This is a genomic window from Roseovarius sp. SK2, from assembly GCF_028807495.1.
Lineage (GTDB): Bacteria > Pseudomonadota > Alphaproteobacteria > Rhodobacterales > Rhodobacteraceae > Roseovarius > Roseovarius confluentis.
In genome coordinates this window covers 179442-194481 of the sequence record NZ_JARAMK010000002.1, presented here as the reverse complement: position 1 = coordinate 194481, position 15040 = coordinate 179442, and the positions used below count along the sequence as shown (strand labels likewise).

The 15040-nt window shown below is 62.8% G+C and carries 15 protein-coding genes, 1 tRNA gene and 2 pseudogenes; 11 read left to right on the top strand and 7 right to left on the bottom strand.

What is annotated here, in order from left to right; all coding sequences use genetic code 11:
- Positions 1-2 precede the first annotated feature (2 nt).
- The 3 genes and pseudogenes from PVV74_RS05225 to PVV74_RS05215 all read left to right on the top strand — a co-directional run.
- The gene (locus PVV74_RS05225) at positions 3-779 is read left to right on the top strand and encodes an enoyl-CoA hydratase/isomerase family protein (protein WP_274592488.1); all 777 of its coding nucleotides are present in this window, start codon (positions 3-5) and stop codon (positions 777-779) included.
- Positions 776-1978, top strand: coding sequence for a CaiB/BaiF CoA transferase family protein (locus tag PVV74_RS05220; RefSeq protein WP_274592487.1), 1203 nt, complete (start codon positions 776-778; stop codon positions 1976-1978). The genes PVV74_RS05225 and PVV74_RS05220 overlap by 4 nt, the downstream gene beginning before the upstream one ends.
- Positions 1979-2141: 163 nt before the next feature.
- Positions 2142-2273, top strand: a pseudogene (locus tag PVV74_RS05215) (IS110 family transposase); the annotation flags it as partial.
- A 201-nt stretch (positions 2274-2474) separates the two neighbouring features.
- Here the strand turns inward: PVV74_RS05215 and PVV74_RS05210 are convergent.
- Positions 2475-2548: transfer RNA gene (locus PVV74_RS05210), tRNA-Cys, on the bottom strand.
- Between the two features lie 76 nt (positions 2549-2624).
- Here PVV74_RS05210 and PVV74_RS05205 point away from each other — a divergent pair.
- The 4 genes and pseudogenes from PVV74_RS05205 to PVV74_RS05190 form a co-directional block, all read left to right on the top strand.
- Positions 2625-3048 (top strand): annotated as a pseudogene (locus tag PVV74_RS05205) (IS3 family transposase); the annotation flags it as partial.
- 178 nt (positions 3049-3226) lie between these two features.
- Positions 3227-3880, top strand: coding sequence for a protein-L-isoaspartate O-methyltransferase family protein (locus tag PVV74_RS05200; RefSeq protein ID WP_103762303.1), 654 nt, complete (start codon positions 3227-3229; stop codon positions 3878-3880).
- 74 nt (positions 3881-3954) lie between these two features.
- The gene (locus tag PVV74_RS05195) at positions 3955-5340 is read left to right on the top strand and encodes a TolC family outer membrane protein (protein ID WP_274592486.1); all 1386 of its coding nucleotides are present in this window, start codon (positions 3955-3957) and stop codon (positions 5338-5340) included.
- Positions 5341-5451: 111 nt separating this feature from the next.
- On the top strand, positions 5452-6699 hold the full coding sequence (locus PVV74_RS05190) for a hypothetical protein (protein WP_274592485.1): 1248 nt from the start codon (positions 5452-5454) through the stop codon (positions 6697-6699).
- Here the strand turns inward: PVV74_RS05190 and PVV74_RS05185 are convergent.
- Positions 6696-8123: a cobyric acid synthase gene (locus PVV74_RS05185; RefSeq protein ID WP_274592484.1), complete on the bottom strand. Its 1428-nt coding sequence runs from the start codon at positions 8121-8123 to the stop codon at positions 6696-6698. The genes PVV74_RS05190 and PVV74_RS05185 overlap by 4 nt on opposite strands.
- A gap of 171 nt (positions 8124-8294) precedes the next feature.
- Between PVV74_RS05185 and PVV74_RS05180 the strand changes: the two genes are divergently transcribed.
- A complete protein-coding gene (locus PVV74_RS05180) occupies positions 8295-8870 on the top strand; it encodes a cobalamin biosynthesis protein CobQ (protein WP_103762307.1) in 576 nt (191 codons plus the stop codon).
- A gap of 64 nt (positions 8871-8934) precedes the next feature.
- On the opposite strand, the gene PVV74_RS05175 is transcribed toward PVV74_RS05180, so the two are convergent.
- Positions 8935-9255 (bottom strand): DUF6280 family protein, encoded by a 321-nt coding sequence (locus PVV74_RS05175; protein ID WP_103762308.1) that lies wholly within the window; start codon positions 9253-9255, stop codon positions 8935-8937.
- A 218-nt stretch (positions 9256-9473) separates the two neighbouring features.
- Between PVV74_RS05175 and efp the strand changes: the two genes are divergently transcribed.
- Positions 9474-10037 carry an elongation factor P gene (gene efp / locus PVV74_RS05170; RefSeq protein ID WP_103762309.1) on the top strand — a complete coding sequence of 188 codons (564 nt, stop codon included), beginning with the start codon at positions 9474-9476 and terminating at the stop codon, positions 10035-10037.
- Positions 10038-10085: 48 nt separating this feature from the next.
- Here the strand turns inward: efp and ygfZ are convergent, their stop codons facing one another.
- Positions 10086-10817 carry a CAF17-like 4Fe-4S cluster assembly/insertion protein YgfZ gene (gene ygfZ / locus PVV74_RS05165; RefSeq protein ID WP_103762310.1) on the bottom strand — a complete coding sequence of 244 codons (732 nt, stop codon included), beginning with the start codon at positions 10815-10817 and terminating at the stop codon, positions 10086-10088.
- A 67-nt stretch (positions 10818-10884) separates the two neighbouring features.
- Between ygfZ and PVV74_RS05160 the strand changes: the two genes are divergently transcribed.
- Positions 10885-11559 (top strand): TIGR04283 family arsenosugar biosynthesis glycosyltransferase, encoded by a 675-nt coding sequence (locus PVV74_RS05160; RefSeq protein ID WP_274592483.1) that lies wholly within the window; start codon positions 10885-10887, stop codon positions 11557-11559.
- A gap of 5 nt (positions 11560-11564) precedes the next feature.
- Here PVV74_RS05160 and PVV74_RS05155 read toward each other — a convergent pair whose 3' ends face one another.
- Positions 11565-12248, bottom strand: a complete 684-nt coding sequence (locus PVV74_RS05155) for a phosphatase domain-containing putative toxin (RefSeq protein ID WP_274592482.1) — start codon at positions 12246-12248, stop codon at positions 11565-11567.
- 127 nt (positions 12249-12375) lie between these two features.
- Here PVV74_RS05155 and PVV74_RS05150 point away from each other — a divergent pair, with 127 nt between their 5' ends.
- Positions 12376-13572 (top strand): pyridoxal-phosphate-dependent aminotransferase family protein, encoded by a 1197-nt coding sequence (locus tag PVV74_RS05150; RefSeq protein WP_274592481.1) that lies wholly within the window; start codon positions 12376-12378, stop codon positions 13570-13572.
- Here PVV74_RS05150 and PVV74_RS05145 read toward each other — a convergent pair.
- Positions 13569-13733, bottom strand: a complete 165-nt coding sequence (locus tag PVV74_RS05145) for a hypothetical protein (protein WP_170067139.1) — start codon at positions 13731-13733, stop codon at positions 13569-13571. The genes PVV74_RS05150 and PVV74_RS05145 overlap by 4 nt on opposite strands.
- A gap of 57 nt (positions 13734-13790) precedes the next feature.
- Complete coding sequence (locus PVV74_RS05140) at positions 13791-14897, bottom strand: pyridoxal phosphate-dependent aminotransferase (protein ID WP_274592480.1); 1107 nt, start codon at positions 14895-14897, stop codon at positions 13791-13793.
- Positions 14898-15040: the final 143 nt, after the last annotated feature.

Below are 15040 nucleotides of genomic sequence, written 5' to 3'. Positions count from 1 at the left end.
AGATGACAAACGAACTTCACTCCCAGCGTCGCGACAACACGCTCTGGATCGCTTTCAACCGGCCCGAGGCGCGCAATGCCCTCACCTTCGCCATGTACGAGGAATTGGCCGACGTCTGCGCCAACGTTCCGACAGACGGATCGGTGCGCGCGGTGGTCATCCATGGCGCAGGCGGCAAGGCCTTCGCGGCGGGCACGGACATGACGCAGTTCCGCGGCTTCAAGACGGCGCAGGACGCGCATGACTACGAGAACGAGATCACCCGCATCCTGACCGCCGTGGATACTTGTCCCGTGCCCACCGTGGCTGCCATCCACGGCGCTTGTACCGGCGGTGGTGCCTCGATCGCCGCGGCCTGCGACATCAGGATCGCGAGCGCGCAGCTGAAGTTCGGCTTTCCCATCGCCCGGACGCTGGGCAATTGCCTCAATGCCGGCAACCTCGCCCGCCTGAGCGAGCTAATCGGCGCCGGGCGCGTCCGCGAGATGATATTCACCGCGCGCCTGATGACCGCCGACGAAGCCCTGGCGACCGGCCTCGTTTCCGAGGTCCTTTCCGATGAAGAGGCTCTCCTGCAGCGTGCCCAAGCACTGGCCGACCACCTGGCGGACATGGCGCCGCTGACCCTGAGGGCCACGAAGGAGGCGATGCGCCGCAATCGCGAGGCGCTCGCTGTGGAGGACAAGGACCTTATCGCCATGTGCTACATGAGCGAGGATTTCAAGCACGGGCTGGAAGCCTTCCTGAACAAGACCAAACCCGAGTGGAGTGGAAAATGAGCAACCAAGGTCCCCTTGCCGGCATGAAAGTCATCGAACTGGCGCATATCATGGCCGGCCCTGCTTGCGGCATGATGCTCGCCGATATGGGCGCCGACGTGATCAAGGTCGAAAAGCCGGACGGCGACGACAGTCGCCGTTTTCTGCCGCCCGACATCAACGGCGAAAGCGCCGCCTACCTGATGATGAACCGCAACAAGCGCGGCATCGCGCTGAACCTTAAAGAACCGGATGCTATCGCGGCCCTGCGCAAACTTCTCGAAAGTGCCGACGTGGTGATCGAGAACTATCGCCACGACACGATGGAGCGGCTTGGTCTCGGCTATGAAAGCCTGCGCAAAAGCAATCCGAAGCTGGTCTATTGCGCAATCTCCGGGTTTGGGCGCACTGGTCCCTATGCCGAGCGTGGCGGCTTTGACCTGATCGCGCAGGGCATGTCGGGCCTGATGTCGATCACGGGCGAAGGGCCGGGCCGTCCACCGGTCAAGCCGGGCGCGCCGATTTCAGATATCACCGCTGGTTTTCTAGCGGCCCTGGGGTGCGTTTCAGCCTATTCGCATGCCCAAAAGACGGGCGAAGGACAGATGGTTGATACCTCGCTCTTCGAGGCGGGTATCTCCCTGACGTACTGGCAATCCGCAATCGCTTTCGCCACAGGCGAGTCGCCGGGCGCACTCGGTTCGGCCCATCCGCTCAACGCGCCTTACCAATCGTTCCGCACGCGCGACGGCTGGATCAATGTGGGCGCCGCCAACCAGCGCAACTGGATGCGCCTGCTCGAGATCCTCGACGCGCCCGAACTCGGCAGCGATCCCCGATTCGAGACCAACCACGCTCGTATGCAAAACCTGCAGGAGCTCGTTCCGATTCTCGAAAGCCATTTCGTACAGCAAGACACGAAAGACTGGCTGGACCGGATGGAGGCCGCGGGCCTGCCCGCGGGGCCGGTGATGACCATCTCCGAGATGCACCGCGACCCGCAGGCCCTGGCACGGGACATGATCGTGGAAACCGATCATCCGGAGGCCGGCGCGGTCAAGGCCATCGGGCTTCCGATCAAGTTCAGCGGCACCCCGGGCGCCGTTACCATCCCGGCGCCCACGCTCGGTCAGCATGGCGCGGAAATCTTGACCGAGCATGGGTATTCGCAAGACGAGATCCGTTCGCTCGAGGGGAAAGGGGCGCTTATCGTGTCGTAGTTGCTTGATCGAGTTTGCGCTCGCTACTGGTCGCGGCAATCGCAAGGTTCAGGTTTTCTTTGGGACCTTCGCCGCAATCACCAGGAATGTCCGGCAATGGGATGTACCGGCTGCTTCACCGGCAGGTTCGGCTTTGCCTGCTTCTGCCTATTGGAGAAGTAGCATGGTGAAAAAAGACTTAAATGGGCTGATGTCGATCGGCATCGATATCGGCAAGGATACATTTCACATCGTGGGTTTCGATACGTCTGGGCAGCGGGTTCTGCGCAAGCAGATCAGGCCACTGACGCTGGCAGCGACTTTTGATAAGCTGGCCGCGTTGTATTGTTGGACTTGCCAGGATTTTGTGGAGAGCGTTTTCGCCGGCGGAAACCGACGCGGTATTGCGAAAGCTGGCGGGTGCCAAAAGGGGCAGAGCATGAACACAAGTGTAAACGGTACTGTAAACGCTGCTGCCTGCGCTCACGTCGAAATATACTAAGTCATTGATATTAAATGGAGGCGAGTACCGGAATCGAACCGGTGTACACGGATTTGCAATCCGCTGCGTCACCACTCCGCCAACTCGCCATCCGTGGTGGGCCGTCTGGCCTGAAATGCTTGCTTAGTGTTTCGTCGGCGCGATGTCCAGACCTCCTGTGCAAGGTCGATAAGCGATCGGATGACATCGCGAATGGTCACGCATACGCTGGTCTTGGTGATTTGGCTAAGGGGCAGGCCGAAAAAGCTTCTGCATCGTTCCGACCAAGGCAGCCAATACACGAAAGAACCATTTCAGCGCCTGATGGCGGATCACGGTATCATATGTTCGCCGCTCGGCGGCATGCCTTGTGTACGCCTGCCCGGCAATGGATGAGCCGTTTCGTAAATGTCCGGGACAACGCGGGGACGGAGAGCGTTTTTTGTCGCAGAAAACAGAACGGAACAGGCGCAACACTTACAATAACAGGAACCACGCTTGCGCATACGTCTTCGGCGACATCAAACGGCTTTTCAATCCCAAGCTTCGGCACTCGACTATCGGCTATCCAAGCCCTGTCAACCTGAAGGAGCGGGCTATGAAAGCTTAAGTCGCCGTCCACGAAGCCGGCGGCAGACCTGTACGACAGACCTGGCTGGGGGGTGTTTTGCCGACTGTTTCCTGAACGGGGAAGGTGTGATCTGTACCGCTCGGTTTAAGCCCATTGTGAGGGGCGAGGGTTTGTGGCAAAACGTTAGGCAGGATTCTTCAACTACAGGGAAGACCAGATGACCGATTTCGCCGCGCGCCGGACCATGATGGTCGATACCCAGGTGCGCCCCTCTGATGTCACCAAGTTTCCCATCATCGACGCCATGCTGTCGGTCGCGCGTGAAGCATTCGTGCCCCGTCACCTGAGAGAGGCGGCCTATGTCGGGGAGAATATCGACCTTGGCGGCGGTCGGGTTGCCCTGGAGCCGCGGACGCTATCCAAGATGCTGGATGCATTGGATATTCGTGCCGACGAATTGGTGCTCGATCTGGGGTGTGGCTATGGATATTCATCTGCCGTTGCCGCCCGCATGGGTGAAGCCGTGGTTGCCGTCGAGGAGATCGGGGACATGGCCGAGGAAGCCCGTGGGATCCTGTCGGAGCAGGGCTCCGACAACGTGATCGTTCACGAAGGTCCGTTGGCGGACGGTGCGGCGGAACATGGCCCCTATGACGTGGTGATGGTTCAGGGCGCGGTCGAACACCTGCCGGAAGCGATCATTGACCAGATCAAGGAAGGCGGGCGCATCGCCTGCCTTTTCGCAGAGGGCGGACTGGGCGCGGTGCGCGTGGGCTACAAGATCGACGGAGAGATGAATTGGCGGTTTGCTTTCAATGCCGGTGCGCCCGTTCTGGCGGGCTTCGAACGGCACGCGGCGTTTACCCTATGATCGGGCGAGGGCAAGCCGTGCAGAGGCCGGAAACGACAGCGAAAAACGCCCCCTTCCCGATGGTGAGGAAGTGGATGGCGGCCGGAATTCTTGTGCTGGCGGGCGCAACGGCGCTACCGGGTGCTGCGAAATCCGAGACGCTGGGTCAGGCGCTAGCCTGGGCCTATGAGCACAGCGGCCTGCTGGAGCAGAACCGTGCGCTGTTGCGGGCGGCGGATGAGGATGTGGCGCAGGCCGTCGCCGGGTTGCGGCCGATCATCAACTGGACGGCCGACATCACGCGGGACTTCGGCGAGGGCCGGGGCAACAACCTGATCAATACCACGCGCGATGTAACGTTCAGCACCGGCGTCACGCTGGAACTGTTGCTGTTCGATTTCGGCCAGACCCGGTTCCAGATCGACGCTGCAAAAGAGACCGTCCTTGCCACGAGGCAATCGTTGCGCAGCATCGAGCAGCAGGTGTTGTTGCGGGCCGTGGCGGCCTTTTACGACGTGCAACGCAATCGCGAGTTCGTGTCGCTGCGCCAGAACAACCTGCGCCTGCTGCGGCAGGAGTTGCGGGCTGCCCGCGACCGTTTCGAAGTGGGCGAGGTGACGCGCACCGACGTGGCTCAGGCCGAAGCGCGTGTCGCCAGCACGCAAGGGGAACTGGCCCAGGCGCAGGGCAACCTTGCGCAGGCGATCGAGGAATACATTGCCGTGGTGGGCCGGTCGCCGGGAGCGTTGCAATCTCCGCGCCAGTTGCCGAACCTGTCCGGCGGGGTCGAAACCTCGAAGAACATCGCGGTACGCAACCATCCCGACATCCTGGAGGCACAGCGCCGGGTGGCATCGGCTGATTTGACGATCCTGGCCGCCGATGCCGCGATGAAGCCGCGGTTTACCGCACAAGGCACGCTAGGCGTCAGCGAAAGCCTGGACAACAGCGATTACAACCGGTCGGGCAGTTTCGGGCTGAACATGCGGGCGCCGATCTACCAGGGTGGGCTGCTGAGTTCGGCCAAGCGGCAAGCGCAGGCACAGCGTGACGCGGCCCGAGGCAACCTTCACGTTGTGCGCCGCGCGGTCGTGCAGGACGTCGGCAACGCGTTTGCCATCTTGCAATCGGCCCGGGTTGTGCGTGAAGCCAGCCGTGAGCAAGTGCGCGCAGCACAAGTTGCGTTCCGTGGCGTCCGCGAAGAGGCGACGCTGGGCGCGAGGACGACGCTGGATGTGCTGAACGCCGAGCAGGAACTGCTCGACGCACGCAGCAACCTGATTTCAGCGGATGTAGACGTGGCCATCGCGGCTTACCAGGTACTTTCGGCCATCGGCCAATTGACGGCGAAGGACCTGAACCTGAACGTGCAGACCTACGACCCGGCGGCCTATTACAACCTGGTCAAGGATGCGCCGGTGCCGCTGAGCAAGCAGGGCAAGCAACTGGACCGGGTTCTGAAATCGCTTGGACGTAAATGACCGCCAAGCGGGCCCGGAGCGGCGGAAGCGCCTAAAAGGCGGCGTTCTAAAATGTTGTGCGAATATGCAGCAGCCGCTACAGTGACGCACAGGCAAGAATGGTAGTTGAGCATGTCTGATCCCGTCTCGAATGCGGAAATCGAAGACGTTTTGTCTTCTATTCGTCGGCTCGTATCCGTCGACAAACCCTCTGTTTCGAAGGACGCGAGCCCTGATCGTGCAGCCGAGGCCGAGAAAGCCACGGACCATTCTCTCCAAAATCACGGGCTGCCCGATGATGCCGCGCCCGTCAAGCCGGACCAGGCTGCGCCCAAAGGCGATGCGCGGCTGGTGCTGACCCCGTCGTTCCGGGTTGAGCCGGAAGATCAGAAGGACGACGCGGACAGCGCCGAGCATGACGTGAAAGCGCCAGAGGACCAGGACCCGCAGCATCTGACGCTTGGGCAATGGCAGGTCGATCCCGAAGATGCCGAGGCTGGGGCGCTAGAGCAGTCGGATGAAGGTGCCCCGGATGACGACCACGAAACAACGCAGCCGGAGGCTCTGAGCGATCTGTTGCCCGAAGAGAGCGAGGAGTCGCCGCAGGGTGACGACGCGCAGCTGAAAGAGTGGCTGACCGCAGAGGGCGACATGGCCGCGTCCCCTGACACTTGGCAAGACGAGAACGAGTCGCCTGGTGACGGGCCCGAGGACCTGTCCGACGAGGATGATGATTTCGAAGCGGCGACGTTCGCGGAAGATGAGGATGTCGCGTTCGAATATGCCGCGCCCGGTGAGGCTGGCGTTGCCGCCGAAGGCGAATGGTCCGGGCGTGAGACCGTGGGCTCAGAGCTTGAGGCGCGGATCGCGGAGGTCGAGGCCGCCGTCGCCGCGCGCGATGATCAATGGGAGCCGGATGGCGCGTCCGAAGACGCCTATGCCGGGGGGCGGACTGAACCGCTGCCTTGGGAGGATCATTTGGAGGCGACCGTGCCCGTTTTCACGTCGCGCTTGACGCAGAAAGAGTCCGCTGATGCCGCCCGGGACGCGGGCGAGCCGGATGCTGACATGACCTTTGCGGAGCCGGACATGCCGTCCGGCCAGACCTCGCGCCCCGAGCCAGAGGCGGAGAAGGATGAGGGGCAGGCCTCGCACGCGCGCAAGTCCGGCATCGTCGAGGCAGAGAATGCCGGAAACGACAATAGCTGGTACCGCGAGGATACCGACGCGGTCCTGGACGAGGACGCGCTGCGCGACCTGGTGAGCGAGATCGTGCGGCAGGAATTGCAAGGCACGCTGGGTGAACGGATCACGCGGAACGTTCGCAAACTGGTACGGCGCGAAATCCACCGCGCGATGATGGGCCAGGACCTCGACTAGCCCCTGGGTGTTTCGGCCAGATCCAGAATCATATCTAAGTTCAGTGTGTTTTCCAGGTGATCGGCCAGCGCGTTGAGCGCCGCCTCGACAGACATGTCGAAAGCGATTTCTGATCGTTGCCCGAAACCGGCGAGGAAAGCTGCGCGGAACGTGTCTGAAGCGAAAATCCCGTGCATGTAGCAGCCAATGATGCGGCCCGAGGGATCGGCGGCGCCCTCGGGGCGGCCGTCGATGGACAGCCAGGCCCGGGCACAATCGGAACCTTCCGTGCGGCCCATGTGGATCTCGTAGCCTGTCAGCGTTTCGCCTGTCGGCAGGTAGGTGGCTCTTGCCTGCGACAGGTGCTTCTCGGGACCCAGGACGGTTTTGCAGTCCAGATGGCCAAGGCCGGCAACGGTTCCAGCCGTGCCTTCGATCCCCTCTGGGTCGGACACCGAGCGGCCCAGCATCTGATAGCCGCCGCAAAGCCCGAGTACATGCCCGCCGCGACGGATATGCGCGGCAAGGTCTATGTCCCAGCCATTGGCGCGGAAGGCGGCAAGATCGGCGATGGTGGATTTGCTGCCGGGGATCAGCACGAGATCTGCATCGCCCGGCAGGGGGCGGCCGGGCGCAATGATCTCGACGCTGACTTGCGGCTCGCAAGCGAGCGGATCGAGATCGTCGAAATTGGCGATGCGATCGAGCTGAGGTACGGCCACGCGCAGCCCGGCGCCGGCGGACGGGGCGATGTCGATCACGTCTTCGGCAGGCAGGCGCCAGGCGTCGTGGAACCACGGGATGACGCCCAGCGAAGACCAGCCGGTGCGGGCGGCGATCTGTGCGAGCCCGTCGTCGAACAGCCGGGGATCACCATGGAACTTGTTGATGGCAAAGGCCTTGATGCGCGCTGCGTCGGAGGGCGCGAGCACCGCTTGGGTGCCGACAAGCTGGGCGATGACGCCGCCCCGCTCTATGTCGCCCACGAGGATGACGGGCAGGTCGGCGGCTTCGGCGACGCCCATGTTGGCGATGTCCGACTGGCGCAGGTTGATCTCTGCCGGGCTTCCCGCGCCCTCGACCAGGATCAGATCGGCAGTTCCACAGAGCCTTCGAAAACTGTCCATGACCAGAGGCAGGAGAGGCCGGGGATCGGTGCATCGTTGCCCGTGTACAATTACCTGCATGTCGCCCTCGGCCTGAGGCTTGAGCAGCACAGGGTTCATGTCCGTGTGGGGCGCGCGACCACAGGCCCTGGCCTGCAATGCCTGGGCGCGGCCGATCTCGCCGCCATCTTCAGTGACAGCCGCGTTGTTGGACAGGTTCTGTGGCTTGAACGGGGCGACGGACAGGCCGCGGCGCAGGCAGGCCCGGCCCAGACCGGCGACGATCAGGGACTTGCCTACATTCGAGGCGGTGCCCTGGATCATGATGGATTTTGCCACGGTGCCTCTCCATAAAGCGTTTCGCCTTTTACCTGAGCCAGCAGCGAAAGGCGAAACGCCTGCAACGATTGGCTGTTGTGCTGCGTTTCGCGATAAGCTGTGACACAGGGTTATCGCGAAACGCTTTAGTTCGTGCACAGGGGTACGGTTGCACCGGCGGGGAGGGAAGAGATGAACACGCCGGCCCACGTGATATTCGCGGCGGCGGCCTTTGCCCGACCGTTTGATCGGCGGCGCACGGTTGCCGCTGTGGCCGGCGGGCTGGCGCCTGATCTGTCGCTTTACGTGATGGTCGCGGTCTCGCTTTACCTGCTGGGGCTTGATCCGGGGTATGTTTTTGGCACGCTTTACTTTTCCGACGCGTGGCAACAGGTGTTCCGGATCGACAATTCGGTTCTTGTCTGGGGCCTGGGGCTGGTATTGTCGTGGTGGTGTGGCGCGCGGAACGGCATGGTGTTTGCCGCATCAGGCCTGATGCATCTGGCGCTGGATTTGGCCTTGCACCACGATGACGGACGGCCGCATTTCTGGCCGCTGACCGACTGGGTGTTTCAAAGCCCGATCAGTTACTGGGACAGGGCGCATCATGCCGGGGTGGTCGGGCCGATTGAAATGGGCGTGTCGGCGGTGCTGTGCGGCGTTCTGATATGGCGGTTTCCCAGTTTGCGGTCGCGGCTGTTGATCGCGGTGTTGGCGGGGTTGGAGCTTTTCCCGCTGTTCATCTGGGCCTTCGTGTTCGCCACGTAACCGTTGGAAACGAAAGAGCCCTGCCGCATCGGCAGGGCTCTTTCACTTTGGGGTTTGTCGCGTGTCAGGCGGCTTCGGCCTGCGCGGCGGCATTGCGACGCTCGCTTTCCTCGCGCGACAGGGCAACCGAGGTGCGCACACCTTTGCCCACGAAATCCATCAGACCGGTCACGACACGTTCGTTCGGGTCGATCCCGGCGCAGGACAACACCTCGCGTCCATCGCGGGAACGGGCCCAGCGGGCGATCTGTTCCGGCCCATTGCCATACTTCTTGTCGTCGGCAATGGCGTCGTCCAGAGCAGCCAGTACGACGGCTGCGAAGAGTTTGCGGGCACGGTTGCCTTGTTCAGCGTTGAAAGCCGTACCGTCAACGAAATCTTTCATGTTTCGTCCTTGTTTTTATTGCTCTTGTGCTTCAGGCGTGACGCCGGTTATGGAGAGTTTTTTGCGATTCGGATAGCCCCCAATCACATAACACCCTTGCATTTCCTGCATGGCTGGCTGCGCTTGCAGCACGATATGTCGTCGTCTTGCACGTCATCGCTTCGGTAGATATAGGGTTGGTCTAATATCGATCAACCTCTTGTCATGGTTTCGTCACAATGCCCAAAATCAACGGAAACGAAATACGTCCCGGTAACGTCCTAGAGCACAATGATGGCCTTTGGAGTGCCGTCAAAGTGGATCACGTCAAGCCCGGCAAAGGCGGCGCGTTCGCCCAGGTGGAGTTGCGCAACCTTCGTAACGGATCAAAGCTTAACGAACGGTTTAGAAGTGCTGACAAAGTCGAGCGCGTCCGGCTGGAGCAAAAGGATCAGCAGTTCCTTTATGAGACGGACGGGATGCTTGTCTTCATGGATTCAGAGACTTACGAGCAGATCGAACTGCCTGCCGAGCTTTTGGGTGAGCGCCGTCCCTTTCTTCAGGACGGCATGACGATCACCGTCGAATTTTACGAGAACGAGGCGCTGAACGCGACTTTGCCGCAGAAGGTGAACTGCCGCGTGGCCGAGACCGAGCCTGTGGTCAAGGGGCAGACGGCCGCCAACAGTTTCAAGCCGGCGATTCTCGACAACGGAGTAAAGGTGATGGTGCCGCCTTTCGTCGGCCCCGACGAGGAAATCGTCGTCAACACCGAAACGATGGATTACGCCGAACGCGCCTGATCCTCTGGCGCACCGCCTGCGCCGGGCCGGCTGCGTCGAGACGTCGCGTCACTCGGGCAGGGTGACGGTCGCCGATCCCGCCTGCATCGCGCCTTTCGCACGATTAAATCGCAGATAGGCGATGGCGCGGTCGCCCGATTGGGTGAACAGCGTGCCCACGTCCTTGCCGTCCGCGGTGATCGGCGTGCCGACCGGGGCGCTGCCATCGAGCGCAACGGATGAGAGGCCCTTGCGCAGTTCGGTCTTGTGCTTCATTCGCGCGGTCACTTCCTGCCCGACATAACACCCCTTGCGGAAATCGACGCCGTTCAGTCGCTCGAACCCGGCCTCGAGGATGAAGGTATCAGGCGTCAGCTCGACATTCGTGCGGGGAATGCAATGCGCCACGCGGATGGCCTCGAAATCGCTGCCGTCATCGCCTGCCTCGGCACCGTAAAGGCGCCAACCGAGGGCAGGGTGGCGCGGATCGGCAAAGGCACCCTCGGGACGCTCGCCGGTCCCACGCCAGACGGCAAGGTCGGTCTGCGTGATCTGCACATCGGCGCGCAGCTTGTACATGTTGAGCCGTTGCAGCAGCCCGTCGGCCAGGCTTTCGTCGACGTCGAGCAGGATCGCGCCGTCCCACGGGACCAGAAGGAAGTCGGCGAGGTATTTGCCCTGCGGTGTCAGCATGGCGGCATAGACCAGACCCTGGTCCAGTTTCGCGATGTCGTTGGTGACCAGCCCCTGGAGAAAGGACCTGGCCTCGGCGCCGGTGATTTGAAATATCTTGCGGGTCATCGGGGGCCTCGTCTTTGTCATGGGCGTCATATAAGAAACCGGCAATGAAATGACAGGGTTTGCAGCGATGCGGGCAAAACTTTCCGTGGTGATGCCGACACTGAACGCCGAGGCCGGGCTGGCGCGGTCGCTGCCCGCGCTGGCCGAAGGGCTAGAGGCGGGGCTGATCCGGGAACTGGTAATCTCTGACGGGGGATCGGAGGATGCCACGAGCCAGATTGCCGAGGCCGCGGGCGCGGTGCTGGTCACCGGCGCGGCGTCGCGCGGCGGGCAATTGCGGCGGGGCGTGCGCGTGGCGCGGGGCGAGTGGCTGTTGGTGCTGCACGCGGACACGGGTTTGCCGCCGGGTTGGCCGGAGGTCGTGAAGGCGCATATCGCAAACGGGCAGGGACCGGCGGCGTTCCGGCTTTCGTTCGATTCGCGGGGGCTGATGCCGCGGGTCGTGGCAGGCTGGGCGAACCTGCGTAGCAACGTTTTCGGGCTGCCCTATGGGGACCAGGGGCTGTTGCTGTCGCGGTTCGACTACGATGCCGCCGGAGGTTATCCGGACATCCCCCTGATGGAGGATGTGGCCCTTGCAAGGGCGCTGGGGCGGCGGATCACGCTTTTGCCCGCGACGGTGACGACCAGCGCGGAACGCTACAGGCGCGACGGGTGGCTGCGCCGTGGTGGGCGGAACCTGTGGTTGTTGATGCGCTACCTCGGCGGGGCCCGGCCCGAGGACCTGGTGCGGCGGTACTGAATCGCTCAGAACCAGGGCTTGTTGTTCGTCTGGTAATCGGCTTGCAGGGCCAGGTGGTCGTATTCGGTCTTCAACCAGTCTTCGAACGAGATGGGCGTCTTGGCTTTGCGGGCCTCGTAGACGTCGAAGATATGGTCGAGCGTGCCTGTCTTGGAGCGCCGCACGTGCAGGTAACGCAGGCCAAGCTGGCGGCGGGCGACGTCGAGCGGTGCCCCTTCGATCACCAGCAGGTAGATCGCCGAGGCGAGTCCGGCACGATCGGCGCCCGACTTGCAGTGCATCACGAACGGCTTTTCCAGTGTCCGGAATGTGTCGATCAGCGCCAGCAGGTCCTCGGCGGGGGGCGCATGACGGGCCTGGAGGCTGATGCTGACGAGATCCAGGCCAAGGTCGCGGCAGGTCTCGACCTCGGTGAAGTAGTGGGCCGAGGGGTAGTCGCCGCGCAGGTTCAGAACGGTGTTGATGCCCTGTTCCTTCATCTTCGTGAATCGCTTCATCGTCGGGTGGTTGGAGCGGTAAACCCCCGGCGCGATTTGAAAGAAATTGGTCCAGACGCCGCGCAGGATCTCGTGGTCGAACCACAGGTTGTAGATGCGTGCCCGGCGGCGGTTTTCCGGCGTCGACAGGTCTGTGTTGTAAGAGGCGCGCAGGTTGCGCTCCCATTCGGTGATCCGCTTGATGAACTTCATGAAGACCCTTCGCCGTCTGCGATGACGCCCCCATGTAGGGGCAGGCCGCGCCCATGGCAAGCAAGCGCGATTGACGGCGCTTGTGATGCGGCTAAGTTGCACGCAATTCTTGAGATGGAGACGTGTGATGAGTGGAGCCGGCGGACGCCCTTACCTGGCCATTCCCGGCCCTTCGATCATGCCCGACCGGGTGCTGCGGGCGATGAACCGCGCCTCGCCCAATATCTATGCCGGCGAGTTGGTGGACATGATGCCGAAGCTGGTGGCGGACCTGTGCGGCGTGGCGCGGACCAAGGGACATGCCGCAATCTATATCGGCAACGGACACGCCGCGTGGGAAGCGGGCCTGGCAAACACGGTGCAGCCCGGGGAAAAGGTGCTGGTGCTGGAGACGGGACGGTTCGGGCACGGCTGGGCCGAGGTCGCAGAGGCGCGCGGGATCGAGGTGCAGATGCTGGATTTCGGACGGCAGGCGCCGGTCGATCCACAGACCGTCGAGGACGCACTGCGAGCGGATAAAGCGCATGATATCAAGGCGGTTCTGGTCACACATGTGGACACGTCCTCGTCGGTGCTGAACGATGTGGCCGCGGTGCGCGCGGCGATGGATGCGGCGGGGCATCCGGCCCTGCTGGCCGCCGACTGCATCGCTTCGCTGGCCTGTGACAGGTTCGAGATGGACGCCTGGGGCGTCGACGTGATGGTCGCGGGCAGCCAGAAAGGGCTGATGACGCCGCCGGGCTTGGGCTTTGTCTTTTTCAATGAAAAGGCTTCGGACGTGCGCCGGACGGTTCCGCGCGTCAGCCGGTATTGGGACTGGGGGCCGCGGACCGAGCCGGAGCTTTTCTACCAGTATTTCGGCGGTACGGCGCCGACGCATCACCTGTATGGCCTGCGCGAAGCCCTTGATATGCTTGGCGAAGAAGGCATCGAGGCCGTCTGGGCGCGGCATGACCGGCTGGCCCGCGCGGTCTGGGCCGCGTGCGAGGCGTGGAGCGCGGAGGGGCCGCTGAGGCTGAATATTCCGGATGCGGCGCATCGTAGCCGGGCCGTGACGTCACTGGCGATCGGCAAGCCGTTGGGCGAAGAGCTGCGCCAATGGGTCGAGGCGCATATGGGCGTCACGCTGGGGATCGGGCTGGGCATGCAGACCGAGGAGGACCCGCGCAGCACCGGTTATTTCCGGATCGGGCATATGGGCCACCTGAACGGTCACGCGCTGCTGGGTGTGCTGGGGGCGGTCGAGGCGGGGCTGACTGCGCTGAATATCGCGCATGGCGATGGTGCGGTGCAGAAGGCGGCGCAGGTTCTGGCCGCGGCCTAGGCGTTCGAACGGCTGAATCGCGTGATCAACAGGTTCAGCCCGTAGCCCACGGCCATGACCACGGGCAGGCCGAACATGATCCACAAGGCCATGAAAATCCAAAGCAAATTGACCAGCCCCATGACCAATGCGGCATTGGTATAGTTCGGTGCTTCTTGCATCTGGCCACGTCTCATACACGTGATTTTAGTGCAGGAAATGTTGCTGTCAGTTAAATTTTACGAACGGGCCGCCGCCAGCGCTTCGGGCAGGGCCTGTGCCAGCAGGTCGAGATCCTGCGGGCGCCCACAGCTGATGCGGATGCATCGGTTTAGCGGGGCGACACCCGGCATGCGCACGAAGAGGTCGCGTTCGATCAGTTCATTCAGGACCATGCGGGCGAAATCGCCATCGTGGCCACAGTCGACGGCGACGAAATTGGCCGCCGAAGGCAGGCTGTGCAGGCCGTTGGCGGCGGCGATCTCGGCGATGCGGTCGCGGGCCTCGGACATCCATGCGACCGTCTTGGTCAGCCACGCCTCGTCCTGCAAGGCCGCCAGTGCACCGGACTGGGCGATGCGGTTGACGCCGAAATGGTTGCGGATCTTGTCGAAGCTCTGGATCAGGTCAGGCGCGCCCATGGCATAGGCGATGCGGGCCCCGGCGATGCCGTAAGCCTTTGAAAAGGTGCGCATTCGGATGACGCGCGGGTCGTCTATGTCCAGCTCCGGCGCGGTGCCGTCGGGGGCGAATTCGATATAGGCCTCGTCGAGCATCAGAAGGCAGCCTTGGGGCAGATCATCGAGCGCGGCGCGGATCAGCGCGCCATCGTGCCATGTGCCCATCGGGTTGTCGGGGTTGGCGAGGTAGACGAGTTTCGCACCGACCTCTTTCGCCCTAGTAAAGAGCGCGGTCGGGTCTTCGTGATCGTCCTTGTAGGGAACCTTGTGGAGCTCCCCGCCGAAACCCGCGACGTGGTAGTTGAAGGTGGGATAGGCGCCTTGGGACGTGACGACGGCATCGCCGGGTTCGACCAGCAGGCGGACAAGATACCCCAGAAGGCCGTCAATCCCTTCGCCCACAACGATATTTTCAGGGGCTATACCGTGGTGTGCGGCCAGCGCGTGGCGCAGATCGTGGCTGGTGGCGTCGCTGTATTTCCAGATGTCGTGGACTGCCTCCTGCATCGCCGCGATGGCCTTGGGCGAAGGCCCGAAGACATTCTCGTTGGCGCCGAGACGGGCGGCGAAGGGCGTGCCAGTTTCGCGCTCGCGGACCTCGGGGCCGACAAAGGGGACCGAGGCGGGCAGGGCGCGGACGATATCGGTATAGCGTGGGCCGGTCATGCGGAGAGGTAACGTCAAACCTGAGCCGGGTGCAAGGCGAAGGGTGGAGAGGTTAACGCCCGAATCCCGTGTCGGTATCGCGTCGGTATTTGGGTGGCATCGCGTCGGTGCCAATTTCCGGCACCCGGAATAGTTAACGCCAC

Coding starts and splice junctions, on each gene's coding strand:
- PVV74_RS05225 (WP_274592488.1), top strand. CDS start 3: ATGACAAACGAACTTCACTCCCAGCGTCGCGACAACACGCTCTGGATC.
- PVV74_RS05180 (WP_103762307.1), top strand. CDS start 8,295: ATGAACACGCCGGCCCACGTGATATTCGCGGCGGCGGCCTTTGCCCGA.
- PVV74_RS05155 (WP_274592482.1), bottom strand. CDS start 12,248: ATGAAGTTCATCAAGCGGATCACCGAATGGGAGCGCAACCTGCGCGCC.
- PVV74_RS05190 (WP_274592485.1), top strand. CDS start 5,452: ATGTCTGATCCCGTCTCGAATGCGGAAATCGAAGACGTTTTGTCTTCT.
- PVV74_RS05195 (WP_274592486.1), top strand. CDS start 3,955: ATGGCGGCCGGAATTCTTGTGCTGGCGGGCGCAACGGCGCTACCGGGT.
- PVV74_RS05160 (WP_274592483.1), top strand. CDS start 10,885: ATGCGGGCAAAACTTTCCGTGGTGATGCCGACACTGAACGCCGAGGCC.
- PVV74_RS05140 (WP_274592480.1), bottom strand. CDS start 14,897: ATGACCGGCCCACGCTATACCGATATCGTCCGCGCCCTGCCCGCCTCG.
- efp (WP_103762309.1), top strand. CDS start 9,474: ATGCCCAAAATCAACGGAAACGAAATACGTCCCGGTAACGTCCTAGAG.
- ygfZ (WP_103762310.1), bottom strand. CDS start 10,817: ATGACCCGCAAGATATTTCAAATCACCGGCGCCGAGGCCAGGTCCTTT.
- PVV74_RS05220 (WP_274592487.1), top strand. CDS start 776: ATGAGCAACCAAGGTCCCCTTGCCGGCATGAAAGTCATCGAACTGGCG.
- PVV74_RS05200 (WP_103762303.1), top strand. CDS start 3,227: ATGACCGATTTCGCCGCGCGCCGGACCATGATGGTCGATACCCAGGTG.
- PVV74_RS05145 (WP_170067139.1), bottom strand. CDS start 13,733: ATGCAAGAAGCACCGAACTATACCAATGCCGCATTGGTCATGGGGCTG.
- PVV74_RS05150 (WP_274592481.1), top strand. CDS start 12,376: ATGAGTGGAGCCGGCGGACGCCCTTACCTGGCCATTCCCGGCCCTTCG.
- PVV74_RS05175 (WP_103762308.1), bottom strand. CDS start 9,255: ATGAAAGATTTCGTTGACGGTACGGCTTTCAACGCTGAACAAGGCAAC.